This window comes from Actinoplanes nipponensis, from assembly GCF_016862275.1.
Classification (GTDB): domain Bacteria; phylum Actinomycetota; class Actinomycetes; order Mycobacteriales; family Micromonosporaceae; genus Actinoplanes; species Actinoplanes nipponensis.
In genome coordinates, this window is sequence record NZ_BOMQ01000060.1 from 34,053 (window position 1) to 60,030 (window position 25,978).

Annotated in this window: 26 protein-coding genes; 22 read left to right on the forward strand and 4 right to left on the reverse strand. The window is 68.8% G+C overall.

Features of this window, described 5'->3' with window-relative positions:
- Nucleotides 1-26 precede the first annotated feature (26 nt).
- The 16 genes from Ani05nite_RS25185 (at nucleotide 27) to Ani05nite_RS25260 (ending at nucleotide 16,279) form a co-directional block, all read left to right on the forward strand.
- Entirely contained in the window at nucleotides 27-2,762 is a 2,736-nt protein-coding gene (locus Ani05nite_RS25185; protein WP_203772300.1) for a lantibiotic dehydratase, read from the forward strand.
- A complete protein-coding gene (locus Ani05nite_RS25190; RefSeq protein ID WP_203772137.1) occupies nucleotides 2,759-3,832 on the forward strand; it encodes a lanthionine synthetase C family protein in 1,074 nt (357 codons plus the stop codon). Before Ani05nite_RS25185 ends, Ani05nite_RS25190 begins: the two co-directional genes overlap by 4 nt.
- A gap of 14 nt (nucleotides 3,833-3,846) precedes the next feature.
- Nucleotides 3,847-4,638: a thiopeptide-type bacteriocin biosynthesis protein gene (locus Ani05nite_RS25195; RefSeq protein ID WP_203772139.1), complete on the forward strand. Its 792-nt coding sequence runs from the start codon at nucleotides 3,847-3,849 to the stop codon at nucleotides 4,636-4,638.
- A gap of 219 nt (nucleotides 4,639-4,857) precedes the next feature.
- The gene (locus Ani05nite_RS25200) at nucleotides 4,858-6,810 is read left to right on the forward strand and encodes an ABC transporter ATP-binding protein (protein ID WP_203772141.1); all 1,953 of its coding nucleotides are present in this window, start codon (nucleotides 4,858-4,860) and stop codon (nucleotides 6,808-6,810) included.
- A complete protein-coding gene (locus Ani05nite_RS25205; protein WP_203772143.1) occupies nucleotides 6,807-7,031 on the forward strand; it encodes a hypothetical protein in 225 nt (74 codons plus the stop codon). Before Ani05nite_RS25200 ends, Ani05nite_RS25205 begins: the two co-directional genes overlap by 4 nt.
- On the forward strand, nucleotides 7,028-8,374 hold the full coding sequence (locus tag Ani05nite_RS25210; protein WP_203772145.1) for an MFS transporter: 1,347 nt from the start codon (nucleotides 7,028-7,030) through the stop codon (nucleotides 8,372-8,374). The genes Ani05nite_RS25205 and Ani05nite_RS25210 overlap by 4 nt, the downstream gene beginning before the upstream one ends.
- A complete protein-coding gene (locus Ani05nite_RS25215) occupies nucleotides 8,371-9,441 on the forward strand; it encodes a protein-L-isoaspartate O-methyltransferase family protein (protein ID WP_203772147.1) in 1,071 nt (356 codons plus the stop codon). Before Ani05nite_RS25210 ends, Ani05nite_RS25215 begins: the two co-directional genes overlap by 4 nt.
- A gap of 51 nt (nucleotides 9,442-9,492) precedes the next feature.
- Nucleotides 9,493-10,743, forward strand: coding sequence for a methyltransferase, FxLD system (fxlM, locus tag Ani05nite_RS25220; RefSeq protein ID WP_203772149.1), 1,251 nt, complete (start codon nucleotides 9,493-9,495; stop codon nucleotides 10,741-10,743).
- A gap of 48 nt (nucleotides 10,744-10,791) precedes the next feature.
- Nucleotides 10,792-11,256, forward strand: a complete 465-nt coding sequence (locus Ani05nite_RS25225) for an NUDIX domain-containing protein (RefSeq protein WP_307836718.1) — start codon at nucleotides 10,792-10,794, stop codon at nucleotides 11,254-11,256.
- A 34-nt stretch (nucleotides 11,257-11,290) separates the two neighbouring features.
- Complete coding sequence (locus Ani05nite_RS25230; RefSeq protein WP_239130603.1) at nucleotides 11,291-11,863, forward strand: nucleotidyltransferase family protein; 573 nt, start codon at nucleotides 11,291-11,293, stop codon at nucleotides 11,861-11,863.
- Between the two features lie 46 nt (nucleotides 11,864-11,909).
- Complete coding sequence (locus tag Ani05nite_RS25235) at nucleotides 11,910-12,848, forward strand: phosphotransferase family protein (RefSeq protein WP_203772153.1); 939 nt, start codon at nucleotides 11,910-11,912, stop codon at nucleotides 12,846-12,848.
- Nucleotides 12,849-12,923: 75 nt separating this feature from the next.
- Complete coding sequence (locus Ani05nite_RS25240; RefSeq protein WP_203772155.1) at nucleotides 12,924-13,445, forward strand: P-loop NTPase family protein; 522 nt, start codon at nucleotides 12,924-12,926, stop codon at nucleotides 13,443-13,445.
- Complete coding sequence (locus tag Ani05nite_RS25245) at nucleotides 13,442-14,104, forward strand: 3'-5' exonuclease (protein WP_203772157.1); 663 nt, start codon at nucleotides 13,442-13,444, stop codon at nucleotides 14,102-14,104. The genes Ani05nite_RS25240 and Ani05nite_RS25245 overlap by 4 nt, the downstream gene beginning before the upstream one ends.
- A 187-nt stretch (nucleotides 14,105-14,291) precedes the next feature.
- A complete protein-coding gene (locus tag Ani05nite_RS25250) occupies nucleotides 14,292-14,888 on the forward strand; it encodes a YdcF family protein (RefSeq protein WP_239130615.1) in 597 nt (198 codons plus the stop codon).
- A gap of 195 nt (nucleotides 14,889-15,083) precedes the next feature.
- Nucleotides 15,084-15,617, forward strand: coding sequence for a GNAT family N-acetyltransferase (locus tag Ani05nite_RS25255; protein ID WP_203772161.1), 534 nt, complete (start codon nucleotides 15,084-15,086; stop codon nucleotides 15,615-15,617).
- 329 nt (nucleotides 15,618-15,946) lie between these two features.
- Nucleotides 15,947-16,279 carry a hypothetical protein gene (locus tag Ani05nite_RS25260; protein WP_344936393.1) on the forward strand — a complete coding sequence of 111 codons (333 nt, stop codon included), beginning with the start codon at nucleotides 15,947-15,949 and terminating at the stop codon, nucleotides 16,277-16,279.
- Nucleotides 16,280-16,404: 125 nt separating this feature from the next.
- On the opposite strand, the gene Ani05nite_RS25265 is transcribed toward Ani05nite_RS25260, so the two are convergent.
- Together Ani05nite_RS25265 and Ani05nite_RS25270 are read right to left on the reverse strand one after the other, a co-directional pair.
- The gene (locus tag Ani05nite_RS25265) at nucleotides 16,405-17,382 is read right to left on the reverse strand and encodes a phosphotransferase enzyme family protein (RefSeq protein WP_203772163.1); all 978 of its coding nucleotides are present in this window, start codon (nucleotides 17,380-17,382) and stop codon (nucleotides 16,405-16,407) included.
- Nucleotides 17,382-18,743 (reverse strand): NsdA family TPR-like regulatory protein, encoded by a 1,362-nt coding sequence (locus Ani05nite_RS25270; protein ID WP_203772165.1) that lies wholly within the window; start codon nucleotides 18,741-18,743, stop codon nucleotides 17,382-17,384. The genes Ani05nite_RS25265 and Ani05nite_RS25270 overlap by 1 nt, the downstream gene beginning before the upstream one ends.
- Nucleotides 18,744-19,038: 295 nt before the next feature.
- On the opposite strand from Ani05nite_RS25270, the gene Ani05nite_RS25275 reads away from it, so the two are divergent.
- The 4 genes from Ani05nite_RS25275 (at nucleotide 19,039) to Ani05nite_RS25290 (ending at nucleotide 22,968) form a co-directional block, all read left to right on the forward strand.
- Nucleotides 19,039-19,212, forward strand: coding sequence for a hypothetical protein (locus Ani05nite_RS25275; RefSeq protein ID WP_203772167.1), 174 nt, complete (start codon nucleotides 19,039-19,041; stop codon nucleotides 19,210-19,212).
- Between the two features lie 101 nt (nucleotides 19,213-19,313).
- Nucleotides 19,314-20,408 (forward strand): adenine nucleotide alpha hydrolase family protein, encoded by a 1,095-nt coding sequence (locus Ani05nite_RS25280; protein WP_203772169.1) that lies wholly within the window; start codon nucleotides 19,314-19,316, stop codon nucleotides 20,406-20,408.
- Nucleotides 20,384-21,082, forward strand: coding sequence for a 2OG-Fe(II) oxygenase (locus Ani05nite_RS25285; RefSeq protein WP_203772171.1), 699 nt, complete (start codon nucleotides 20,384-20,386; stop codon nucleotides 21,080-21,082). The genes Ani05nite_RS25280 and Ani05nite_RS25285 overlap by 25 nt, the downstream gene beginning before the upstream one ends.
- 71 nt (nucleotides 21,083-21,153) lie before the next feature.
- Nucleotides 21,154-22,968, forward strand: coding sequence for a M28 family peptidase (locus Ani05nite_RS25290; protein WP_203772173.1), 1,815 nt, complete (start codon nucleotides 21,154-21,156; stop codon nucleotides 22,966-22,968).
- Here the strand turns inward: Ani05nite_RS25290 and Ani05nite_RS25295 are convergent.
- The gene (locus Ani05nite_RS25295; RefSeq protein ID WP_203772175.1) at nucleotides 22,892-23,620 is read right to left on the reverse strand and encodes a CDP-alcohol phosphatidyltransferase family protein; all 729 of its coding nucleotides are present in this window, start codon (nucleotides 23,618-23,620) and stop codon (nucleotides 22,892-22,894) included. The genes Ani05nite_RS25290 and Ani05nite_RS25295 overlap by 77 nt on opposite strands.
- Nucleotides 23,621-23,882: 262 nt before the next feature.
- On the opposite strand from Ani05nite_RS25295, the gene Ani05nite_RS25300 reads away from it, so the two are divergent.
- Both Ani05nite_RS25300 and Ani05nite_RS25305 read left to right on the forward strand, forming a co-directional pair.
- Nucleotides 23,883-24,623, forward strand: coding sequence for a creatininase family protein (locus tag Ani05nite_RS25300; RefSeq protein WP_239130604.1), 741 nt, complete (start codon nucleotides 23,883-23,885; stop codon nucleotides 24,621-24,623).
- A complete protein-coding gene (locus Ani05nite_RS25305) occupies nucleotides 24,620-25,462 on the forward strand; it encodes a carbon-nitrogen hydrolase family protein (protein WP_203772179.1) in 843 nt (280 codons plus the stop codon). The genes Ani05nite_RS25300 and Ani05nite_RS25305 overlap by 4 nt, the downstream gene beginning before the upstream one ends.
- Nucleotides 25,463-25,606: 144 nt before the next feature.
- Here Ani05nite_RS25305 and Ani05nite_RS25310 read toward each other — a convergent pair whose 3' ends face one another.
- Nucleotides 25,607-25,783, reverse strand: coding sequence for a hypothetical protein (locus Ani05nite_RS25310; RefSeq protein ID WP_203772181.1), 177 nt, complete (start codon nucleotides 25,781-25,783; stop codon nucleotides 25,607-25,609).
- Nucleotides 25,784-25,978: the final 195 nt, after the last annotated feature.

Below are 25,978 nucleotides of genomic sequence, written 5' to 3' on the forward strand. Positions count from 1 at the left end.
CCCCCACCGAATCTCGGTGGTGCATGATGCTTCCCGTTGCCGGCGCGGCGCTGATCCGGATCGCCGCGTACCCTCCCGGTCTATCGTTGCCGTCCTGGCCCGATCTGAGCGCCGATCACCCCGCGCAGTGGCGCGCTTGGCTCACCGAGGTATGGGCGTTACCCGGATTCGCGGATGCCGTCACCGGCGCTGCGCCGGAGCTGGCCGAACGAATCGCCGTCGCCGCGTCCGGAGCGGCGCTACCACTGCGCCGGTGGCGGCGCCTGGTCGACACGGTGATGCGGTACCTGCTGCGATGGACGACCCGCGCGACCCCGTTCGGAATGTTCGCCGGCGTTGCTCCGGTGAGCTTCGCCGAGCGTACGACGGTGCACCTCGGGCAGGCCCATCGCGCGGTCGCTCACCCCGACGGGCAATTCGTCGCCGAGCACGCCACTCAGGCTGAGCACGACCTGGCGATGCTGCACGCCACGTCAGTGGTAGCGAACACGCTCGGCTACCGGCGTGGCGAGAAGTGGGTGCTGCCATGCGCAGGCACCGACGGCGACCGGCGATGGGACGTGGAGGTCCGCCTCGCCAGCCCGGTCCAAACCGCTCTCGACGCAGCACGCTCACCCATCTCATTCACTGATCTGGCCGCGAAAGTTGGCGCGTCTATGCCGGCGGCTGAACGGCTGTTAGCGCGCCTTATCGACCTCGGCGTCTTGCTGACCGCCCTGCGCCCGGCCACGACCGTCACCGATCCCGGCGCCCACCTGGCACGCCACCACCTGCCATTCGACCCGGGCCGTCGGGCGGCAGTCGATCTTCGTGCCGATGTCGAGGTCGCGCTGCCGCCCGCGGTATTGCGCGAGGCCAGCCGGGCAGCGCAGGCGCTAACGGCGATCGCCCCGGCACTACCCGGATGGCAGGAGTATCACGCAGCGTTCATCGACCGGTGGGGCCCCGGGGTGGCCGTGCCGCTGCGCGAGGTTCTGGGCACACTCGGCTTCCCGGCCGGCTACCGCGGATCGACACGCCGATCCCCGGCCACGTTCACCCCTCGCGACCGGCTGCTCGCACGCCTCGCGCAGCAGGCGGCACTGGACGACGGCGCCGAGGTAGTCCTCGACGACGACCTGATCGACCAGCTGCACGGCGACGACGACCGATCACCGATCCCGCACACCGAGCTGCGCTTCACTCTGGCTGCCGACACTCCGGCGGATGTGGACCGCGGCGCATTCACCCTGACGGTGCTCAGCGGCTCCCGCCACGCCGGCACCGCTGCCGGCCGCTTCCTGCACCTGCTGGACCCCGACGAACTCGTCGCCTTCCGCACCGTCTACCGCCACTTACCGACCGCTCAGCCGGGCGCCGACGTGGTCCAGCTGTCCGGGCCACCCTTGGACGCCAGGCTCGCCCCGCTGACCCGCGCCCCCGAACTCCTGCCGATTTTGCCGCTCGGCGAATTCCACCCCGCACCTGTCCGCACGGTGGACGACCTGGCGATCACCGGCGACGGCCGCCAGCTCTGGCTGGTCTCGCGCACCACCGGCCAGCCGGTCGAACCACTGCTGTTCAACAGCGTGCTGCTGACGACGTTGCAGCAGCCACTGATGCGGTTCCTCACCGAGATCTGGACGGCCTGGACCGCCCCCTGCGCACCGTTCGACTGGGGCCACGCTCACGACCTGCCGTATCTGCCTCGCGTCCGGCGCGGACGATCCATCCTGCACCCCGCACGCTGGCGGATCGACCGTACGGCACTGCCCACCTGGACGGCGGCATGGCTGCAGTGGTACGACTCCTGGCAACGACACCGCCACCAGTACCACCTCCCGCGCGAGGTGCTGGTCGGCGCCGACGACGTCCGGGTGCGCCTCGACCTGGACAACCCCGCGCACCTGCACCTGCTTCGCCACGAGCTCGACCGTCAACCCCACGCCGACCTCACCGAGGCACCCGGCCCGGCCGGCTGGATCGACGGACGTCCTGCCGAGCTCGTGCTCACCCTCACCCGCCATACCTCCGCTACCCGGATACCGCGGCAGCCCCGGCCCGTGACCACCCTGATTCACCGGCCCGGACCCTCCCGCTGGGTGCAAGCCCACCTCTACGGCCCCACCGACGAGATCCTCGCCGACCTCGCCCGCCGGCCCGCTGACTACCTCCCGGCGGGCTGGTGGTTCCTGCGGTACCCGACCCCCGCCGCCCACCTGCGGCTCCGCATTCCCGTCACCGACAGCGACCACTTCACCGAGCTGGCCCACCGCCTCGCCGACTGGATGCAGCAGTTGCACGACACCGGTGCCGCGTACGACTACAGCCTGCACCCCTATCGGCCTGAAGCCCGCCACGGAGCCCATGCGACGCTGGCCGCCGCCGAAGCGTTCTTCGCCACCGACTCCCGCGCCGCTCTGCACCGGCTGATCGCCTCCCGCGACCGGCAGGCCAGCACCGCGGCCGGCATGATCGCCATCGCGACAGCCTTCACCAGCGACGGCCCGCAGTGGCTCACCACGCACGTCCCGCACCGTACCGGTCCCCGCCTGAACCGCGAACAACTCGCGATCGCCGGTACCCCGGTCCATGACGAGCACCTCGCCGGAACGCTTACCGCCTACCGGGCCGCGATCGACAACGACACCCTTGACGTCGACACCGTCCTGGGCGACCTGCTGCACCTGCACCACACCCGCATGATCGGCGTCGCCGCCGCCTCCGAACAGCACTGCCTGCGACTTGCCCGCGCCATCGCCCTCGCCGGGCGTTCTCGATGAATATCGGCCAATCGCTGGCCAACGGCGCTACCGGGCGCGCCCTGCTGCATCTCGAGGCCGGCAACTACCCTGCGGCGTTGCACGCCCTGCGGGAAGCCACCGCCGACGGCGTCAGCATCGCCGAGGGCGCCAGCCTGTTCCACGGCGCCCCCGCGATCGCGTTCGTCCTGGCCACCACCGATCACCCGCAGCTCGCCAACGCCCGCGCGATCACTGCCCAGGCCACCGCCACGATCGCCCGTCACCGCCTCAAGGCCGCCCACCGCCGTATCGACCGCGGCGAGCAGCCGCACTACGCCGAGTACGACCTGATCCGCGGCCTGACCGGCTTCGGCGTGGTCCTGCGCCGCCTCGGCAACCACGACACGCTGCGCCTGATCCTGCACTACCTCGTCCGGCTCACCGAACCCCTGCACGAACTGCCGGGCTGGTGGTGCCACCACGGGCCCCACAACGACCAACCACCGCTTGATGGCGGGCACGCCAACCTTGGCATGGCCCACGGCATTCCCGGCCCGCTGGCACTGCTCTCGCTCACGCTGCGCGAGGGCATCACCGTCGCCGGCCAGACCGCCGCGATCGGCCGGATCTGCAGCTGGCTCGACACCTGGCAACAACATCTGAATGGCACCACCTGGTGGCCGCAGACCCTCACCCGCACCGAACTCCACCACGGCAAGCCCGCCCAGCAGGGCCCCCTGCGGCCATCCTGGTGCTACGGCACCCCTGGCATTGCCCGCGCCCAGCAACTCGCCGCCCTCGCCCTTGACGACCCTGAGCGCGGACGCCGCAGCGAAACTGCTTTCGCCTCCTGCGTCACCGACCCGGCACAGACAGAACAACTGGTCGACCGCAGTCTCTGCCACGGCACCGCCGGTCTGGCCGCCACCGCACGCCGTATCACCGCCGACGCCCGCGCCCCCATCCCACTGCCAGTGGTCGAACAGCTCCACCAAAATGCACCCCGTGCCACCGACGAACCCCACGGACTGCTGGAGGGCACCACCGGAGTCGAACTCGTCGGCCTCTCCACCACTACCGCGTGGGACACCTGCCTCCTGCTCGCCTGACGAAAGGCTGAAACGTGGACCAGCATCCGTGGCACCAGATCAACATCGACTACCCCGGCAACACCCGGCTTCGTCGCGAACAGGCCGCCCTCGCCCATCTGCACCGCGTCATCCCCGCCGCCCAGGACGCCGGCCTGATCGCCTCGTGGTGGTTCATCCGCAAAGGCGCGTGGCGAATCCGATACCTAACCACCGACAAGCCCGAAAGCCCTCAACTGGCCCACCATCTGCTCAGCCACGACATGACCTGCAGCAGCGACATCTACGAACCCGAAACCCACGCCTTCGGCGGCCCCGACGCCATGGCCGCCGCCCACACCCTGTTCCACCACGACAGCCGCCACCTCCTCACGTACCTGCACCAGCAGCCCGCGAATCGGCGAGAACGCTCACTGATCCTGTGCACCGCCCTGATGCGCGCCGCAGCCCTCGACCTCAACGAACAAGGCGACGTCTGGGCCAAGGTTCTCGCCTACCGCACCGCCGACCTCGACGAACCCCCGGCACCCGACGCCAAAACGTGGAAGCAATTCACCGACGACGCCCGCCATCTTCTGGAGGGAACCGTACGCAACACCGACCAGTGGCACACCGCATTCCGTGACGCCGGCAACGCCCTGCTCCTGCTGCGCGACGCGGGCAAACTCACCCGAGGCCTACGCGCGGTCATCGCGCTGCACGTCATCTTCCACTGGAACCGACTCGGCCTGCCCGCCAGCACCCAAGCGAGACTGGCACGCGCCGCCACGGAGGCCATCTTCGACAATGCGCCAGCACCGTCCACTCGCTGGCCAGCACCTTGCTGACACCCCGAAGTCGGCTGCTCCATGCCGCGACGCTGATCGCCGGTTTTCGCGGGCACGGCAGAGTCCATCAAGCGGGTGACAGCAGCCGCCCAGCCAGGCGATGGCCGTCGCGCGGCGCATCGCGTACGTCCCTCACGGGGACTAGGTGTATGCCATGACGCAGCCTCGCCAGATGGCACCTGCTCCATCGTCCTTCCACACGCGAACAGAGAACCCTCGGTGAGCGCACAGACCAGAAGGTCCAGCACGAGCATCCCGGTGCAGCCTGGAACAGGCGACGAGAAGCCGGTACTGCCAGAGCTGCGCAATGCCTGGTGGGAACACGGGGTACGCCGACGAACCGAGACCGGGGTGTTCGGGGTGTTCGCTGAGCTGCCTGGTCTGATCCGTCAGGCGATCCGGATCGCATGGCGTGCAGACCGCGCACGGACGCTGGTGGTGGCCGGCGCCACGATCGTCGCGGGGGCGATGGCGACGTTCGGGCTGTTGTCGACCCAGCGGGTGCTGGTCGAGTTGTTCGGCGGCGGGCCGACCCCGGACCGGGTGCGCGCGGCCCTGCCAGCGCTGATCGTGCTCGCGGTGGTAACCGCGGTCCGCGGGGCACTGGGTATCGCAGTCGGGTACGCGCAGAACGGTCTGGCACCACGGGTGAACCAGGCAGCCGAGCGGCGGTTGTTCGAGACGACCACCGCGGTGCAGGTAAGTGCGTTCGACGCGGACGCATTCGCCGACGACATGGAACGCGCCACCCGCGGCAGCGACGCCGCGATGGGGCTGGTGCAAAACACCGCGAACATGTTCGCCGGCCTGGTCAGCTTAATCGCGGTAGCAGTCGCCGTGGTGGTGATCAACCCGCTGCTGCTGGCCGCACTGCTGGTCGCCACCCTGCCCAACGGCTACGCCGCCCTACGCGCCGGACATTTGCGCTACGCGACGTTCCTGGCCGGATCGGTGCGCCGGCGCCGACTGTGGGTGCTGCAGCACCAGATGGCCGAACGCGACTCGGCGCCGGAGCTGCGCTCGTACGGGCTACGCGACTTCCTGCTCGGCCAATACGACATGGTGATGGGAGCCCAAACCAAAGAGGATCTCACCTTGGCGCGGCGGACCACCACAACTACCAGCGTCGGCGCGGTGATCAGCGGCATCGGCCTGGCCGGTGTGTGGGTCCTGCTCGGCGCCCTGCTCGCCGGCGGACGGATCCCGCTGTCGGCGGCGGTGACCTGCGTGGTGGCCATCCAGGCCGCCCAGCGTGCGCTGGCCCTGGTGACTTTCCAGCTGGACCAGCTGTACACCGGCGGGCAGTTCTTCAAGGAGTACGTCGGCTTCCTCGACCGCGCCCGCACCTACCTGCCCCGCGAACAGTTCACTGTCGCTCCCGCCGCACCGGTGTTCGAGCAGGTCAGCGTACGGGGAGTCAGCCTGCGCTACCCGGACAAGGACACCGTGGCCGTTGACGACGTCACCCTCACCATCACCGCGGGGCAGACCGTGGCGTTCGTGGGGGAGAACGGCTCCGGCAAGTCCACTCTGGCCGCCATGATCGCTTCCCTGCGCGAGCCCACCGACGGGGTGATCGAGTGGAACGGCCGGCCCATCGAGCACTGGGACCGCGACAGCGTGCGCGCGCAGATCGGTGTCGTGCTGCAAGCCCACCACCGATGGCCGTACACCGCGGCCACCAACATCGCGATGGGCGACCTGTCGGTGCCGGCCAAGCAGGACCGCATCGAGCACGCCGCGACCCGCGCCGCCGCCCACGACACGATCGTGGCCCTGTCGCACGGCTACGAGACGCTGCTGGACCGCACCTTCAAAGACGGCGAAGAGCTATCGGGTGGGCAGTGGCAGCGCATCACCGCCGCCCGCGGCCTCTACCGAGACGCGGACCTCCTAATCATGGACGAGCCATCCTCGGCGTTGGATCCCCGCGCCGAAGACGCCCTGTTCCAGGCCATCGCTGACCGGCAGGGCAAGCAGACCACCATCTTGATCACACACCGGCTGGCCAACGTCATCCACGCCGACATGATCTACGTCCTTCACGACGGCGCCTTGGTCGAAGCCGGCACGCACCCGCAGCTGGTCGCCGCCGGCGGCCGGTACGCCGAACTGTTCGCCTTGCAGGCAGCCGGCTATCAGCCGAACACCACACCCGGAGAGCCGGCGTGAACGGTGGCCAAGTCAGCTTCTCCCACGACGGGGTGCATCTGTCCGCCTACGACGACGCCGTGCTGCCCCACCTGGTAGACGCGCATACCCACACCGACGGCACCTTCGTCGTCCCGCGACCCCGTGAGCCGCACCGCGACCAGAAAACTCCGGCATCGACCAGCGCCGAGCGCTATGACCGGCGAGAATTGGCCGATACCGGGCCGGGTCGTCCGTCATGACCTGCGTCCCTCCGCGCGCCATTGCTGTCCCGCCGCAGCCACCAGCGGCCGGACGTGAACGGGCTGCCAAGGTCGATGAACGCCGGTTTTGGGCGGCTTACGCGATCAGCGCGCTGGGCAGTGGCGTCGGCGCGGGCGCTCTGCCGTTGGTGGCCATCCTGATGCTGGACGCCTCGGACTGGCAGGTGTCGCTGTTGGCGGTCTTGGCCGGCGTCGCCGGGGTGGCCCTGGTGGTGCCGTTGGGGCCATGGATTGAGTTCCACCGGAAACGGCCGGTCATGATCAGCGCCGACCTGATCCGGTTCGCCGCGCTGGCGAGTATCCCCATCACCGCGTGGGTTGGGGTGTTGAGCTACGGGCAGTTGTGCGCGGCCGCAGTGGTGCAGACTGCCGCGACGATCGCGGCGAACGCAGCCAGCCAGCCTTACCTCAAGACTCTGGTCCCCGCCAGCTCGCGGGCCTGGGTGAATAGCCGCCTGGAGACCACCACCTGGACCACCGGCGCCCTGGGACCCCCGGTCGGTGGGCTACTCGTGTCCGCCACCAGCCCGATCACCTCGATCGGCATCGACGCCATCAGTTACCTGCTCGCCGCATGCGGCTGGCGGCGCATCCGCCAGAGCGAACCGCCACCATCCCCGCGCGCCGGGCAACGGCGGTGGCTGGCCGACACCGTCGCCGGCTGGCAGTACATCTTCGCCCACCCGAGCCTGCGACAGCTGTTCGCCAACGCGATGCTGTTCGGCGGATGCATCATCGCCTCCACCCCGCTGATCGCCGTTTACCTACTCCGCGAGCTGCACTTCAGCGCGATGCAGTACGGCATCGCGCTCGGCGTGCCCTGCGCAGCCGGAGTGGCCGGGTCGCTGCTCGCCCCCACGATCATCCGCCGCGCCGGCCTGGGCCGGACCCTGCTGTACGCGGGGGCCGCGCGCTGCGTGTGGATGGCACCGATCCTTCTCGCCGAACCCACCACCACCGGCCTGCTGCTGATCATCGCCTCCGACAGCGCGCTACTGCTGTGCGCCGGAATCTTCAATCCAGCCTTCGCCACCTACCGCATGAACGTCACCGCCGACACCCACTTGTCTCGCGTCGTCGGCGCCTGGGCGATGTCCAGCAAACTGGTGCAACCGACCTGCATCGCCGCCGCCGGGCTGCTCGCCGCCGTCGCGGGGATCCGAACGGCGATCGGGGTGCTCGCAGTAGTGCTGCTGGCCTGCGCGGTCTTGCTGCCCTGGACGGCGCTGCGACCGGCCGATGGGCGTCGGCGAGCTCATGGCGACCCTGGTGAAGCGCCTGCGCGCCGACCAGAGACACCACGACCCCAAGGAGACGAGTGACCAGCAGCAGTGACCCGTTCAACAGCGTCCCCGCCCTCTTCTACACCCACAACGAGCAGCGCGGTGAGACGCTGCACCGCTCCGAACCGGCGTCGATCCACCGGGACCTGCGGGCCCTCGGCGTCGAGGTTGGCGCGCGGATCCTGGAGATCGGCACCGGATCCGGATACTCGGGTGCGCTGCTGGCCGAACTCGTCGGGCCTCAGGGCCAGGTGGTCAGCGTCGATGTTGACGAGCACCTCGTCGGCTGGGCGAACCGGCTGCACCCCCAGCGCGGCCTGACCAACATCCGCTGCCACCGCGCTGACGGCATGGCCGGATACCCGGCGGAAGCGCCGTACGACAGGATCGTGGCCTGGTGTGCACCCCCGCGGCTACCCCAAGCCTGGGTGGACCAGGTCATCGATGGTGGGCGGATCGTCGCCTGCCTGCCGATCGCACCGCTGCCATCGACCACCTTGGTCGCCACCGTCACCGTCGAAGCGGGCCGGCCCCGCGTCGAGGCCGTCACCGGCGGCGGCTACGCCCAGAGCACCCCTACCGCCGTCGACGACGCTCTGACCGTTCCCGGCCGCTGGGTCGACTGGTGCGACCAGCAACCCGAGCCGTCCTGGATCGCGATCGGGTGGCGCGCCGACGACGACGGCCAGCACACCGGCGCCCGCTCCGCCCTCCACCACCTGCTCAACCCCCGACACACCGAACCCTACGACCGGCAACCGCTGGACTGGCGCTCCTGGCACACCTACGCGGCTACCCTCGCCGACCCTCACGTCAGCCTTGTCGCGCTCCGGAATCAGATCCGCGGCCTCGGCCACACCACCGCGACATCCGCAGCCGTAATCCTCACCGACGCCACCGTCATCGCCGACAGCCCGCACTCACCGTCACTGCACATCCTGCGGGACTGGCTCGCACGCTGGGAACAAGCCGCCCGGCCGGCCGCTGACGTCTTCACCACGGCCCTCCTGCCCCATTACGGCAGCGACCTGCCCGGCTGGGGCCTAAAAGCGTCCTACCAACCCCGAGAACAAACTCAACCGGCCGGTGCAGCGCCGTCACGGTAGCCGGCCGCCGAACTCGTTACTTCACCGATCATCTTCGAGATAAGGACGTTCATGGAGTCATCTGTCGCCGCCACCGCACCAGAACAGATGCGCGCTGACCTGGCAGAGCAGCTGTCAGCACGAAAGTGGATCAAGACGTCGGTGATTGATGCGGCGTTCCGCGCGGTGCCGCGGCATCTGTTCGCCCCAGCCGGCACCACCCTGCAGGCCGCATACGCCGACGATGTGGTCATCACGAAGAAGAACGCTGAAGGCCGGACGTGCAGTTCCATCTCGGCGCCGTGGCTGCAGGCGTACATGCTCGAGCAAGCCGTACTGCGGCCCGGCTCCCGCGTGCTGGAGATCGGCTCAGGCGGCTACAACGCCGCACTGATCGCTGAGGTGGTCGGGTCGGCCGGGACGGTGGTGAGCCTCGACATCGACGCCGATGTCGTCGCCAACGCCCGAGCCGCGCTCGATCGTGCCGGCTATCCGCAGGTCCAGGTCGTGCACGGCGATGGCGAGCTCGGCCACGCGGCCGGCGGCCCGTACGACGCGGTGATCGTCACCGTCAACGCCAGCGACATCCCCCCGGCCTGGACAGAGCAGCTCGCCCCGGGCGGGCGGCTGGTCGCACCCGTGCGGATGCGGGCCAACACCCGCTGTCTGACCCTGCAACGCCATGGTGATCACCTGATCGCGACCGCTGCCCTGCAATGCGGGTTCGTGCCGATGCAAGGCCAAGGACGCGACCCCGGACGCAGCACACCGCTGCGCGGCGATGACATCGTGCTGGCCGTCGATGATCCGAGCACCACCGTCGACGCCGAAGCACTCGTGGCAGCCCTGCGAACGCCGCGTGCGGAGGTGTGGCCGCCGGTCACCGCCCAGGTCGACGAAGCCGGGGTCTTCGAGTCCATTCACTTGTGGTTGGCTAGCCAGTCCCGCCCCTACGGGGCCCTGACCGTCGACCGGGAACGTGTCACAGACCTGCTTGACCCGGACAACCGGTTCGTCTGTCCCACCCTGCTCACCGCCGACAGCTTCGCGCATCTCACGCTGCGTCAACCCGAGCGTGGCGTCTATCAGTTCGGTGCCCACGGTTTCGGGCCCGGCGGCGCCGCGCTGGCGGACGACCTCGCCGAGCTGATCATGGCCTGGGACGAGACCCATCGGCACGGGCCCGGGCCCCGCATCACTGTGCACCCGGCCGGCGCTCCGATACCGGCGACCCGCAGCGTGCGGCTGCTCGTGCCGCGCCGGCACACCACGGTCGCCATTACCTGGCCCGACGAGCGCCACGATCGTGAGGACCAGGTATGACCGGTGCACCGTACGCCAACGGATGGACCCGCGAACCTGGAGAACACGTTGACCGATTTCACGGCCACTCTGCCGCGCAAGCGCATGGGCGCAGGCCTGGTGATGACCGACCACATCGACCGGGTCCTCCTCGTCGAGCCGACCTACAAGGACTACTGGGAGATCCCGGGCGGTGCGGTTGAGGCCGACGAGTCACCGCGCAACACCACGATCAGGGAGATCAGTGAGGAACTCGGGCTGGCCGTCTCGCCCGGGCGGCTGCTGGTGGTGGACTGGGTGCCGCCCCGCGAGGACCGCACCGAAGGACTGATGCTGCTGTTCGACGGCGGCATGCTCACTCCGGACGACAGCAGAAAGATCCGCCTCCCGCCCGAGGAATTGCGCAGCTGGGCCTGGTGCGACCCGCAGCAGGCCGGCCAGCGGCTCTCGGACCTGCTGGCCCGCCGGCTGACTGCCGCGATCCAGGCCCGCGCCGAGGGCAGCACCGCCTACCTGGAGAACGGATACCGCTGACCGGCACGCAGCCGTTGACTGTCCGGAGGAAATGATGGAGACCGCGTTGACCGGCATGATCCGATCCAGCTCCTGGCTGATGCGGGTGCTCGGCACCGTGCGAGACGCCGCTTTGCCTGACGCCTGGGTGGGCGCCGGTGTGCTGCGTGACCTGGTGTGGGACCAGCGGTACGGATCGGGCTTTCGACCCGATCGCGTCCGCGATGTCGACGTGGCCTTCTTCGACCCCCATGAGCTGAGCCGTGCCGGCGACGACCGGGCCACTGAACGTCTCACCCAGCGGCTGCCCGAGATGCCGTGGGAAGCGAAGAACCAGGCCGCCGTGCACACCTGGTATCCGGACCGGTTCGGCGGCGACCCCGTCGAGCCTCTGACCAGCATCAGCGATGCTGTCGGGACCTGGCCCGAGACCGCGACCGCCGTCGCCGTGCGACTCAATGGCCACGATGTGATCGAGGTCTGTGCCCCGCTCGGCCTCGAGGACCTGCTCGGCGGGATCTGGCGACGTAACCCCCGCCGTGTCAGCGTCGCGCAGTCACACGCCCGGCTCGCCCGCCACGACCCGGCCACACGATGGCCGAAAGTGAAAGTCGTGCCGCCAGCATGACGAACCTTCTCGACCGAAGGGCTGAATGCAGGAAGGTGAAGGCGCGGTGACCGCATCCTTCACCGCGCGGCTGCCGTGGCTGGCCGTCCCCGCGACGTTGCACCGGGCAGTACAACACTGCGCTGGCGCCCCCATCATCGAGGCTTGTGACGTCCAGGGTGGTATGTCACCGGGCCCGGCCGCCGTGCTGACGCTCGGCAACGGAGCCTGCGTCTTCGTCAAGGCGGTCAGCAAGGCGGTCAACGCCAGCTCGTACCGGTTGTACCAGCAGGAAGTGACCGTTCTGAAACAACTGCCGGCACAGGTGCCCGCCGCTCAGCTACTCAGCGTGGTCGAAGATGGTGAGTGGATCGCCCTCGTCATGGACATGGTCCGCGGACCAACAGCCGGGCCACCCTGGACCACGGCCTCCGTCACAGCGGCTGCCGAAGCGTGCGCCACCATGGCGAACGTCATCGCCCCACCCGGGTTGCCGACGGTCCGGGAACGCCTACCCGACCTCGACGGCTGGGCGCACCTGGCTACCGACCCGGAGTGCCTAAGCCCATGGGAGCGCCGCCGCATCACACGGCTGGCTGCCGCAGTGACTGGATGGCGGCACTGGACCAGCGGCCGGCACCTGAGCCATCACGATGTCCGCGGCGACAACATCATCATTAACGCTGTCGACGGTCGAGCGGTCCTGATCGACTGGGGATACGGCTGCAGCGGAGCGCCCTGGCTGGACCGTGCACTGCTCGCCGCCGACGTCATGGCAGCAGGACATCGGGACGGCCCCGACGAGGTGCGTCGCCAAGCCGTGGACCTGCTCACCGGTCTACCCGCCGATGCCGCACGGTTCGTGATCGCACAAGCAGGGATGTGGCGCCGCAACTCCACCCTGCCGGCCCACCCTGGCATGCCCACCCACCGCCGGTGGCAGCGCGAACGGGCGACCGCGTTACAGCCGTTGATCGACGACCTCCTACCGCTGATCACCACCTGACCCGTACGGCCAATGGCCGGAGTTACTCCCACCACGAGACACACCGATCAACCTCAACAGAAAGAAGGTGAGCAGGTGCAGCGGATCGCTGTCCTTGGCGCTGGGGGCGCCGGTAAGACCGTCCTGGCCCGTCGACTCGGCCACCTGCTCGATCTGCCGGTCACCCACCTGGACCAGCTGCGCTACGACCCCGCTTGGAACGTCGTCCCCGAGGAAACCTTCACCGCCGCCCAGCGCCGCCTGGTCGCAGGCGACAGGTGGATCGTCGACGGCAACAGCTTGGCCTCTCTGGACATCAGAGCGGCCCGCGCGGACACGATCATCGTGCTCGACCCGCACCCGCTGGTCTGCCTGGCCGGCGTTCTGCGGCGGCGCCTGAAATACCGCGGCGGCCAGCACGCCGACGGTGTCTACGACTGCATCACCCTCGATGTTCTGCGCTACGTCCTGTCGTACCGGCGGCGCCACCTACCCCGAGTGCTGGCTTGTATCCAGGAGCACGGCAGTCACGCTGAACTGATTCACCTGACCAGCCGCCGCGACGCTAATCAACTGATCAATCGAATCCGCACCGACCCCGGCCGCGGTCAGCCGTGACGCGCCTCGACCGGTACCAGCGAGACCCGGCGTTCGCAACGACCGGTTTCGTGGTGCTCGACTTCGAGGGGACAACCCCTGCCGGGCATCCTCCGGAACCCATCGAGGTCGGCGCCGTCGTGCTGCGCCCCCACGCAGACCGGCTGGAATGCGCCGGCCGATACGAGGCGCTGATGCAACCGCCCGTACACGCACCGCTCACCGCGGCCGACACCCGCCAGACCGGCATCACCGCCGCCATGCTCGCCGCCCGGCCCACCGCCAACGCCGTACTGGCCGGCCTGGACGCCCTGCTGACCAAACCGCCCTACGTGACCGTCGCACACCACGCACCGACCGAGGCCAGCATCCTGCGGCGGTACGCGTACGCCTGCCCCACCCTCGCCGCCGCGCCAATGCTCGACACTCTGAAGCTGGCGAAAGCCTGCCTTCCCCGACTGCCGTCCTACAACCTCGACGCGGTGCTGGCGCACTACCGGATCACCATCCCCGCCAACCGGCACCGTGCACTCACCGACGCCGAACTGACAGCCCGACTCCTGATTCACCTGCTGGCCGACGGCGCAATCCGCCACGGCTGGTCCCAGCTCAGCCAGCTGCGCAGCCTCGCCGGCAGCCCACCACCGGCGGCGAACACCACCCAGGCCGAACTGTTCTAACCGCTCGCCCAGCCCGAACCCCGTGCGGGCCTTCCCATAAACAGGAGACCGACGTGACCGACCATCAGCCTTCACCATCTGCACCAGTGCGACGCGACCTCGTCGACGGCCAGATACGGGCCGGCTCCCAAGGTGGTGAAGTCCTCGCTCGCGTGAGGACGACATGCACTCCGGTGGCGTGCCCGCCATGGACTTGATCAATGAGGAGATCGCGCGAGGCGTCGACGCTCATGCACCCGGCCTCGGACCGGCCGATCTCGTCTTCGTGTTCGGATCTACCTTGCCTGACGCCGTACTGCCTGCCGCCCAGGTACTCGAGACCCAGCTCGCACGGACAGTCGTGCTCACCGGAGGACCGAATCGGCGCAGGCCTGAGCACGTCGAGAGCGAAGAACATGCCCGTCTGCTGCTGGCGCGGGGGATCACCTCAGACCAGATGATCATCGAGCGGGAATCTCGGACCTCCGTGGAGAACGTCGCACTCGCCCGCCCACTAATCGAAGAGCGCCTCGGCCCGGTCCGCACCGTTATCGCCGTGGTGAAGTGGTGGCAACAACGGCAACTGCACGTGCTTGCCGCCGGAATGCCCTCCGTCGAACGGATCTACGCCATCACGTGGAATCCTCCCGCCCGCACCGATGGCCGCTGCTACGACCGAACCACCTGGGCACTCAGCTCGGACCGTGACCGGATTGAACGCGAACACGCCTACCTGAAGGATCTTCTGCACCGCGGCGAGCTTCCCCCGCTGGTCGCGGACGGGCACGGCTGGACCCCCGGCTGACAGGTAGGGATTGTCATCGCGGGAGCACTCCCGCAGGGTGAGATGCATAAGGAGCAGCGGCAGAGCCGGCGATTCTCGCGTCCGCCTCGGTTACGCCGAGTACGCACGCCGCTGTCACTGCAACGGGGCCGCGCCTGTCGGCGCAATGCTAAGCGAAGATCATGTAGCAACGTGCGCACGTTAGGAGTCGCAGGGGTGAGCGAAAGGCCTGAGCCAGGACCCGGCTGGCTTCTCCCGGCCGTACTCGGCGAGCGGGTGTTGGTGAGAGCGCCGGCAGTCGGCGACGAGTCGGCCCTGGTGGAAATGTCCATCGACCCGGAAGTGCGCCGATACATCGGCGGCCCGGTAGACCAGCCGACCGCCGAAGGTAGAGCTGCCAGGAAGGCGGTTGATCCGAGGTGGGGCGAGTTCGTCATCGTCGACCGCGTCAGCGATACCGTGGTCGGCAGTGGATCGCTGGCCCGCAAGCGCGGCCCGTGGGAGGTCTCCTACCAGCTGCGCCGTGCTTGGTGGGGCCGCGGCATGGCTGGCGAAGCGTTGTCGCTGATCCGCGACTGGTTCTTCACCCATATGCGCGAGGACCTGCTGATCGCCACCACGCAGCGTGTCAACGTGGCATCGCGGCGGCTGTTGGAACGCGCCGGCGCGACCCACGCCAGCACTTTCGAGCAGTACGGCCTGGCCCAAGAACGCTACGAGTTCCATCGCGCCACGCAACCACCCACCTGACGTGTGTTCAGCAGCGTTGCGAGAACGTTCACATCCACCACGATCAGCGCGGTGAGACCGAACGCCGCTCCGAGCCAGCATGTGGTTGAGGTGGCGCCTGCGCTGGTGACGCGTGTGGTCGCCCGTGGCTGGGACGTGCTGGTGTCCGCCGCCGTGAGGGCCTGGCACGCCGACCACCTGCCTGGCTCACCCGACGTGGCGGCACCGCGACCCTGCTACGGCAGCTTGCGACTATCCCGGCACCGCCGATCGAGCTAGGCCGCGCCGAGCAGCGCCTCGCCACCTACGTCGCCCGACCCGAAGACGCTTGTGCTGTTCGCCGGCGAGCGTTGCTGCACACCGACTGGAATCCCGCCAACGTCCTGATCGGCGAGCGGACGTGGCTGGTCGACTGGGGCTGGGCCACCCGCGGCGCGCCCTGGCTGGACGCCGCCTACTGGATCACCTGGTTGGTCGCTGCCGGACACCAGCCCGACGCTGCGGAAACCTTGCCGCTGGAGTTCCCGGCGTTCGCCGCCGCGCCGGCCGCTGCGGTGACCGTGTTCGCCCGGGCCAACGCGCGCATGTGGGCGCAGCTTGCGGGCACGAGCCCTGACGAGTGGACGTCGTACCTGCGGCAGGCCAGCGAGACGTGGGCCCGTCACCGACGCAATGAGGAATGACGTCGTCCATGCCCGACATGCGGAGGCTGGCTGTCGGGGTCAAGCCAGCAAGGTCGTGTGCATCCACGGTGCCACGCTCTGCCGCGCCTTCATCGAGTGCTCCCCGTCGAGTGGACCGCCGCTAGTTAGTGGTAGCGGGTCCAGATGACATGCGGGTCGTCTGCGAACAATGAACGGAGCCGTAGGGCGAGTTCTCTGGCGACGGCGGGACGGCCGGTGAACGAGTCGATGACGCTGGTTACCAGTTGCAGTTCCCGCAGTCGGACCAGCAACGGCCAGCCGCTCCAGCTGAGGATGTCGAAGCCGTAGTCGTCGGCGAATGCGTCATAGGCGGCACGGGGCCGGCCGAAGCGGGTGGTGCCGTGGGCGGTGGGGACGAGGTCCCATTCGCGGGGGCCTTCACTGAGCCCGTCCAAGTCGCAGAGCAGTGCGCTCGGATCGGCTGCAGGGCGGTGGGGGACGCGTCGTAGCAGCAGATTGCCGGTATGGGCGTCACCATGCACGAGGCCGGCGGGCAAGTGCCAGCGGATCGCGGGCAGCTGCCGGTGGATGTCGTCGCACCAGTCGCGGAGCACTTCCAGTAGGCGGCCGGCGGGTACGCCCAGCTCGGCGTCGGACCACTGGTCCAGCTCGGCTGCGGCGGTGGGCTGCAGGCTCGCCGCGTTGGCGATGCGGCGGCGGATTTTGGTGATGGTGTCCCAGGTGGGTAGCGCTGTGTCGAAGCGGTCGACGGCGTGCAGGGCGCGTAGCGGTACGGCGAGGTCAACCGGCCAGGGGTCTTCGTGGGCAATGGGAACGTAGTGCCAGATGGTGGCGACCCAGTCGCCGGCGTGGACTGGTGTCGGCGCGAGATCGGCGGCTAGGCGAATGGTGGGGATGTCGCGGCGGGCGAGTTCCGTGGCGAGGACGGTGGTGCGCTGGGCGAGGGTGCGGGCGTGGTCGCCGCGGGCCAGGCGCACCACGTAGTCGTCGACGCGGAAGACAGCGTTCATCGTGTACTTGATCAGGGTCGCGCTGTCGGTCGGGATTCCGGCGTGCTGGCAGACGTCCTCGAGCCGGTCACGTAGTTCCGTTTCGACCGCGGTGGACAGGCCGGTTGTCATCAGACGGTGGTGGTCTGCAGCCGGTGGCCGAACGCGGCGAGCGCGGGTTCGGCGGCGTGTGGTTGCGTCAGCTGCCACAGCGCGTCGAGGCGGTCACGTACGCGTGCCGACGCCATTCCATCCTCCGCGAGGTCGACGGCCGCGACGGCGTTGCGGCCGGCTGCGGCGTGGTCGCCGGTAAGACTACTCGCGGTGGCCAGGGAGATGTGGTCGAAGATCCGCGATCGTTGATCTTGTGGTTGGCGCAAGGCGACGGCGTGGTGAGCGTGGTCGAGGGCGGCGTCGGCGTGACGGTGTTGGCCGGGGTGGCGGGCGAGTTCGGCGTAGACGACCGCGGAGATGCCGTGGGTGTCGGCGGGTGCGAGCGCGAATTGGGTCCAGGTGGGGGCGGTGTCCGGGTCGGCTTGGCGCAGTTCATCGCGGGCCCGGGTGAGGCTGTCGATGACGTGCCGGTCGTGGCCGAGCAGCGCGTGTGCCCAGGCGGTGTTGGCGTGCAGGATCGCCACGCTGGCGTGGCAGCCGGACTGCTGGGCGACGAGTTGTCCGAGGCCGAACAGGTGCATGGCTTCTTCGGTGCGGTGCTGGTGGAGGCTGACCCGGCCGAGCCGGTAGTAGCCGTTGGCCAGTAGCGGTAGCGCGTTGGCGCGGCGGGCGAGCACGAGGCTTTGGGTCAGGTGACGGCGGGCGGTGTCGTGGTCGTCGAGGTCGTGGGCGAGCCAGCCGACGAGGTTGTGCAGGTCGGCCAGGGCGTGGTGCAGGCGGATGGCGAGATTGTCGGTCAAGCCGTCCGCGTGCAGGAGTTGCCCGGCCCAGGCGACGTAGGCGCGGGCGGAGTTCAGGCAGGCGCCACCGCCGGCTACGGCGTCGCGGCGGCGGTGCACGGTCGTGATGGTCTCGACGGTGTCGACGTCGGCGGCACTGACGTTTGCTGGTGGGGTCAAGCAGGCCAGGTCGGGTAGCCAGCGCTCGACGTCGGTGGGGATGGCTCCGACGGCGATGGCGGCGACCGCGGCCAGCAGTTCCCGGTGATCGATGACGTCGCCGGCGGCCTGCTCACTGGGCGGCCGCGATGGTGGGGCTGGGGCGGCGCGGCTGAGTCCCATCCAGTGGCGGGGGATGGCGAGGCCTTCGGCGATGCGTTCCAGGACGCGGTAGTCGGTAACGACGCGTTGCCGGTGGGCGATCTCGCAGACCCGGCTGGCCGTCAGCCCCGTCGCGGCGCCGATACGGGAGTAGGCGGTACCGCGGTCGTGCAGGTAGCAGAACGCGGCGGCGATGTCATGGCGGTCGAGCAGGTCACGCAGCCGTGATCCGCCGTAGGTGGCGGTGTGCCACTGCGGGTCAATGACCGCGTCTGGCATCGGGTCACCTCGATCCCTCGTCGCAGCACACGGTAGCGCCTCACTAGCAGATTGTCTGCATGGGTGTTCGTGAGCTGGACTTTCTTTCATGCTCACCGTGAGAACGCCACGGTGAGTAATCACCGTGGCCTAGAGCCCATCCGGGGTGGACAGCGACGGTGGTTGTTGTACCCGGAACGAGGCCGCAACGGTCCCCCTTTCCGTGACGGCCGAGCCGGGTGCTTGGCGCATGCGGGAGGACGTTCCTGCACCGCCTGGTAGCCCCTGCACATCAATGGGAGGAGGTGAAAGACCCATGACGTCCACGACCGTCACCACTCGGACCTGGGCCACCGTCGTTTCGACGGCCGGCCCGGACACCGACGTGCTGCGCATGTCGCCGGATCACGGTACCGCTCAGCTTCCGCTGATCACCCGTACCGGCTTCGAGCAGCGGCACATCGTGACCAGCCAGATCGGCAGCCTGTAGGCCGCCGGTGGGACCGCCCGGCCGTCGCCGGCCGGGCGGTCCCACCCCCACCCGCCTGCACCGCCCCGGGCGGCGGCGCATCATCTCTGAAAGGACGCTCGATGGGCACCATCAGAGCCCGCACCACTGCATTCGACTTCGACCTCAAGACCCGCGACGGGGAATCGATCCTCGAAGCGCTGCGCCGCAGCGCGCTACCGGCGCAAGGGTTCCTGCTGCACGACGAGGACGGCGGTTTCCTGTCCCTGGCCACCGTCCTCAGCACCGGGCAACGGGTGAACGCGTTCTCCCTGCGCAACCCCGACTTCGGTGTCCTCAACCCGTCGGTGCAGGTCGCCGGCCGCGATGACGCGGTCGCGGAGATCTTCGCCGCCGACGGCACCGACCAGAAGCCGACGCTGGTGCAGTTCACCCGCGCCGAAGGCATCGACTACGTCTACGCCGCGGTCAGCAAAGTCCTCCACGACTACCGGCACGCCCACCCCGAGGGCGGCGACATCCAGATCGCGCTGTCCGGCGGTGGCGACGGCCGCATCGTCGGCGAGTGCGTCGGCCGGTACAAGACCGAACACCCCGATGCGGCGTTCCACGCCGTGATCACCGCCAACGGCTTCGAGGACGAGACCGAACACCTCGACAGCGCGATCGGCATCGCGAAGCGGTTCGCGCTGCCGTACACCGTGTTCAACGAAGACGACTCCGCGAAGAAGCTCGGCTTCGCCAACGGGTTCGCCTCCGCCCTGGAGCGCTACCGCGACGAGTTCCCCGATGACGAGGCGGAGATTCTGGCCACCTACTGGGTCCAGGAACTCAACTTCGCGGTCGCCCGCGACGCCGGCCGGACCGGCATTATCTTCGGGTTCAACCTCGAGGACGTCATCGCCGAACGGCTCTACCAGGCGCTCACCGGCCGGCACCTGGACCCGTACCCCGTCCGGCAGGCCGAGGGCATCAACCTCATCGCGCCGCTGTATCGGATCCCCAAGAAGCTCATCGACGCGCTGGACGTCACCAACTCGATGCGCAACTACGAGCGGCGGCAGGCATCGGTGTCCTACCTGCGCTCGGCCATGTACTTCCTGGCCTACCACGTCGTCGAGCGGTTCCCCGCCCTCGCCGCCGCCTACGCCGACCCGACCATCGTCGCCTCTGCCTCCGAGGAGCCCCCGCCATGGCTGATCGCCTCCCCGAACTGACCGCACCCTCCGAGAACATCGGCGGTGAGCAGCGGCGCCCGTTCCTCAACTTCGCCGGCATCCGTACCGCGACCCTGGTCACCGACCCGTGGACGCACGCGGTCATCCGCGACACCTTCGTCGACGACACCGCCCGCGACGCGCTCAGCAGCACCTACCCGACCGCCGGGTTCCAGCGGCTGAGCCAGGACGACGACAAGAAGCAGTTCACGATGGAGGTCCGCAACGACCTCGACGTCCGCGAGGGCGACCTGTGCCCCTGGCAGCAATTCCTCGCCGAGCTGTGGTCACCGGACTACCTGAAAGCGATGACCGAACTGACCGGCCTCGACCTGGACGGCGCGGAGATCCACGCCGCGTTCTACCGCTACCCGCCCGAGTGCTGGTTCGGCCCGCACACCGACGACGAACGCAAACTGTTCTCGCACATCATCTACATGGCCCCCGAATGGCCCGAGAACGCCGGCGGGCGGCTGCTCATCAACCGCAGCAAGGACATGACCGACATCTGTGACACGGTCATCCCTCAAGCCGGCACCAGCGTCGTGGTCGTCCGCAGCGACACGTCCTGGCACTCGATCGAGCCGGTCGACCCGCAACGCGGCCTCACCCGCAAGAGCATCATCCTGCACGCCTACAAGCCGGGCAGCAACGTCGACTTCTACCAACGATGACCAGGCGGCGGTGGGGCACTGCCCAGCGCAGCGCTCCACCGGCCGGTCCTGCGCTATGAGGAGCAGACCCGATGCCCACGGTCGCCAGCCTGGTCCAGGCTTACCAGCAACACATCAACCCCGCTGCCCTGCTCGCCGCCGTTACCTGGATCAGCTCCGTCGACCGGCTACAAGGCAGCACAGGCCTCGATCAGCTTGCCGGCGACGTAGCGGCCCGCGTGGACAAGCTCAACCTGACTGTCGACCTGCGCCGCTACCCACCCGGCCACCGCTGGTGGTCGTTCACCGCTCCGACCGCCCGGTCGCCCATCACGGCATCGCTGGACCTGATCAGCCCGGACGAACACGTCACCGGCCACCCGGCCCACTCGTGCGCGTTGGCCCGAGGCTCCGCGTCCACACCCCCGCGCACCGTCCGCCTCGCCCTGCTCGGCGATGACCCGGACGGCGCCCTGGTGGTATGCCCACCACAACCGCGGTTCGCCCTAAGTAAAATGATCGATGAACTCGCGAACGCTGGAGCGGTCGCCGTCGCCATCGAATCACCCGTTGGGGAGTTCGACGATCACGTCGTGGCTCGGCTCGAGTTACCAGACGACTGTCCGCTCGTCGGGTTCAGCCTCTCCGCCGCCCAAGCAGAACAACTACGAGCCGCGCCCGGCCGGCTGGTGCGCATCGCTGCCCGACACGACCCGCCGGCAACGATGCCCGTCGTGCACGCCCGCCACTGCGGCCAGCCGGGGGCCGCCAGAGCGCTACTCATCGCTCACCTGTGCCACCCAGCTCCGAGCGCCAACGACAACGCGTCCGGCGTCGCCGGCCTGCTGGCCATCGCGAACGCCGTCGACCGACTATGGCCGACCGGCACCGGCCCGAACATCGACCTGTTGTGGGCGCCCGAAATGGTCGGCACCGCCGCCTACCTGCACGACATCGCCCTCGCCAGGCCTGATCAGAGACCCGACCTGGTCCTCAGCCTCGACATGATCGGCGGCACCGGACATCTGATCCTCGAGGACACCGCCGACCACTGCCCGGCACCACTGGCCGCCGCCCTGACGGTCGCGTGCCGACACATCCGCCCCGACCAACGGTCCTACTCACATGCCGTCTCCTTACCCACCTGGCCCCGCACGGCGACACCTTTCGTCGGGGCTAGCGACCACCTGCTGTTCGCCGACCGGACCATCGCCATCCCCTCCGGGCACGTATCTTGCTGGCCCGACCCCGCCCACCACACCTCATACGACACCGTCGACCGGATCGACCCCGCCGCCCTCGCCGGCATCACCGTGGCCGCCGCGGCGGCGGCCACCGCTTTGTGCCTCGGCGGCGAGGCCATCGCAGAAATATCTGCCGCCCACGCCGAACTCACAACCACACGCATAGCCCGCACCTCGCATCTGCCCGGCACGGCCGCCTACCGGCAGGTGGTCAGCGAGGCCGCCGTCGCGACCATGGCAGGCTGGCACAACCCGACCCGGCCAACGGTGCGACAACCGGCCGTATCGCCGGAAACGATCGCAGAGGCACCCGTCGTACGGCGCTGGAAAGGCCCCTGGAACCTGCAGAACTTGACCGCGGCACTACCCGCGCGCCACCACGGCGACCTCGCCGCCCTGCTCGATCCGCCCGGGCCCGGCTACGCCCGGCTCGTCGCTCTCGCCCACGCCATCGATGACGTCGCCGGCATCACGACACTGCTCACCAGAGCCCGACAAGCCACCGACCTTGACATCTCCGCCGCCACCGCGGCGGCGGTCATCGAACTCATGGCCGCGGCAGGATGGGTACAGCGGAGCCCGACTGCTAAGTCGTCGGCGGGCCAGACCGCCACGCCGCCCGGGCAGTCAGCCCGATACTGGCCGCCAAGAACCCACAGTTGACCAACGTGAAACCAGCCATCACCCACACCATCGCCGACGGCGCAATCGCTATCGTCGCCGCGATCACCGTGACGATGAACCCGTAGTCGCGGACCAACTTGACGATCAGCACCGGCAACGAGCGAGACGTCACGAGGCTGACGTTCGCCCCTTCCTTCGCCATCACCGACGTCACCATGTTCACCATCCAACTCGCGGCGAACACCCCAGGCAGCCACACCGGATATTCCCGCCCAGCCGACGCGCTCACCGCAATCACGGCAGCAACGAGGGCGACCTGCACGGCAATATCGCACAGCACATCCAACCGACCACCCGCGGGCGACGACTTACCCGACACCCGGGCCAACTGACCGTCCGCACAGTCCAGGCAGTACGCCAGCTGCCAGATCAGCCACACCGCCACGCCAACCCCGACATGCACCAGATCCCGGTGGAGCCACGGCGTGACCGCAACCACCGCGACCGACGCGCCGACACCGAGCACCAGATTCGCCAACGTCAACGCCGACGGACGCAGCCGTGCGCGGAACGACGCAGACGCGAGCCGGGCAGCTACCGGATAGTTGAAGCGATGGGTGAACAGTCCGGCGTCGGCACGAGCGACCGCCCGGAACGCTGTAGCACCCGGACTGACATCAGCGGCAGACACCACAAAATCTCCTCATCGCGGACAAGCAGCCATCATGCCAGTTCCGAGAGGGCCTCTTGGCTTCGGCCAGCCGGCGAACGCCACGGGCGTGCGTAGTCATTGGCGATGAGGTCTACGTCGGCTGCAGTGATAGCCGGCGCGGGGTCCTGCGGAACACCAGCATCCGATGGACCCACTACGGCGACCTGCCCCCGCTGATCCACGCCGGCGAAGCACGCCATCGTCGACCACTATCAAGCCGTGGAGATGCCAGGATGAGCCGGTGGATCTGACCCCGCACACCACGACTGCTGACATACGGCGGTGCCGTCCGACGACGGCGGTCCTGCCCGTCGGCAGTTTCGAGCAACACGGCGACTTCCTGCCGCTGGCGACCGACACCCTCATCGCGACGGCCATCGCCACCCGTATCGCCGCCATTTACAACGTGCTGCTTTTGCCGGCCGTGACGATGTCCTGCTCTCACGAACACGCGGCATGGCCAGGCACCGTCAGCATCAGCCACCAGACGTTGGCCGCCATCATCACCGACGTAGCCGACTCCCTGCATGCCCAAGGTGTGCACCGCCTGGCGATCGTCAATGCACACGGCGGCAACTATGTTCTGAGCAATGTGGTCCAGGCGGCCAACGCGAACGCGCCTCGCTCGATGACGCTGTTCCCGACCCGGACGGACTGGGACACGGCCCGGCGTGACGCCGAGCTCGAGACCTCCGCGCACGACGACATGCACGCCGGCGAACTGGAGGCGTCCATCCTGGTCGCGGCATACCCCGAGGTCCTGCGTGACGGGGCGCTGGAGCAGGACCATGTCGGCGGCGATCGGTCCTTGCTCCTGGTGGGCGGTATGAGTGCCTACACGCCTAGCGGCGTCATCGGCAAGCCCTCAGCGGCAACCGCAGCTAAGGGAAAGGCCCTGCTGGACAGCCTGGCCAGCTCCTTCGGTGCCCATCTGCAGTTTCTTGACGAACAGCAGTTAATGCATGGCCGGGCGCAGAAATGAGCGCGCCCCTGCGTCTCGCTATCGGCCAAACCCGGGTGACCACCGACCCGCAGCGCAACGGTGCCACGATCCGGGCAGCGATGCGCGCCGCCGCCGCTGCAGGCGCCCAGCTGATTCAGCTGCCAGAGGGTGCTCTCACCGGCTACGTCGGCCCGGCCAAGCGCCACTACGCCGGCTGGCGCATCGACTGGACCCCAGTCACCGAACAACTCGAGGGCACTATGGCCCTGGCCGCCGAGCTCGGTATCTGGGTAGTGGTCGGCGGTAACCACCGCCTCACCGGCGACCACCGGCCGCACAACAGCCTGTGGGTAATCAGCGGCCGCGGAGAGCTAATCGACCGCTACGACAAACGCTACCTGTCGCACAACGAGGTCACCGGCTTCTACACCCCCGGCACCCAGGCCCGCGTGGTCGAAGTTGACGGCTGGCGCCTGGGCCTGTTGATCTGCATCGAGGTGAATTTCCCGGAGCTGTGGATGGAACTGGAGGAGCTTGAGGTCGACGCGGTGCTGTTCTCCACCTTCTCCGAGGACCCGATCTTCGAGGTGATCGCCCGCGGGTACGCCGCAACCCACGGGTTCTGGATCAGCACCGCCCTGCCGGCCCAATGCGCCGCATCGATGCCGTCCTCGCTGATCGGCCCTGACGGCACCGTGCTGCGCCAAGCCGCCGCCGACGGTGAAGATCTGGTCATCACTGACCTCGATCGTGACGACCCGGCCTTTAACATCGCCTTGACCAAAGCCCGGCCCTGGCGGCGTGCCGCCCGGGCCGGCGACATCTACAGGGCAGCCCGCATCGATGATCCCCGCAGCACCGACCGCACCTGCATCTGACATAGGCCAGGCTCGCTTCTCAACTGCACCTCGTGGCGCTGTCGCGAGCTCGATGCTGATTCCGGGGCGGTGCGAAAATACGTCGATCACCGGCGCGGTGCCCCGTCTCGCGGTCCACGCGACGGAGCACAGCGGTGAAGGCGACTACTCGGTGTCGTAATCGTCGTAGTTATCCGGATCCTGTGGCGGATCGTTGCGATCCGCAGCCTGTTGCGCCCGGTCATCGAAGTCGCTGGCAGCGGTCGGCGAGCTGGGATCGCGGACGGCGGCAGCACTGATGCGATCTGCTGCCTGGTGATCCATCGGTTCAAGTCGGGCCATGACGGTGTCCTCCGTCGGCTCATGCCCTCGGTTACGCCTGGGGCTTCTCGCACTCGCACCGCACCATGCGGCCGGGTGATCTGATCCCGCGGGCTACGTCGGCGCCGGGCCCGCGTCCTACGGGCTGCCCGTGCTGGTCACCGCGCACGAGATGTCCGGTGGGATCAGCCGGAGAGTCGCACCTCGTGAATCCGG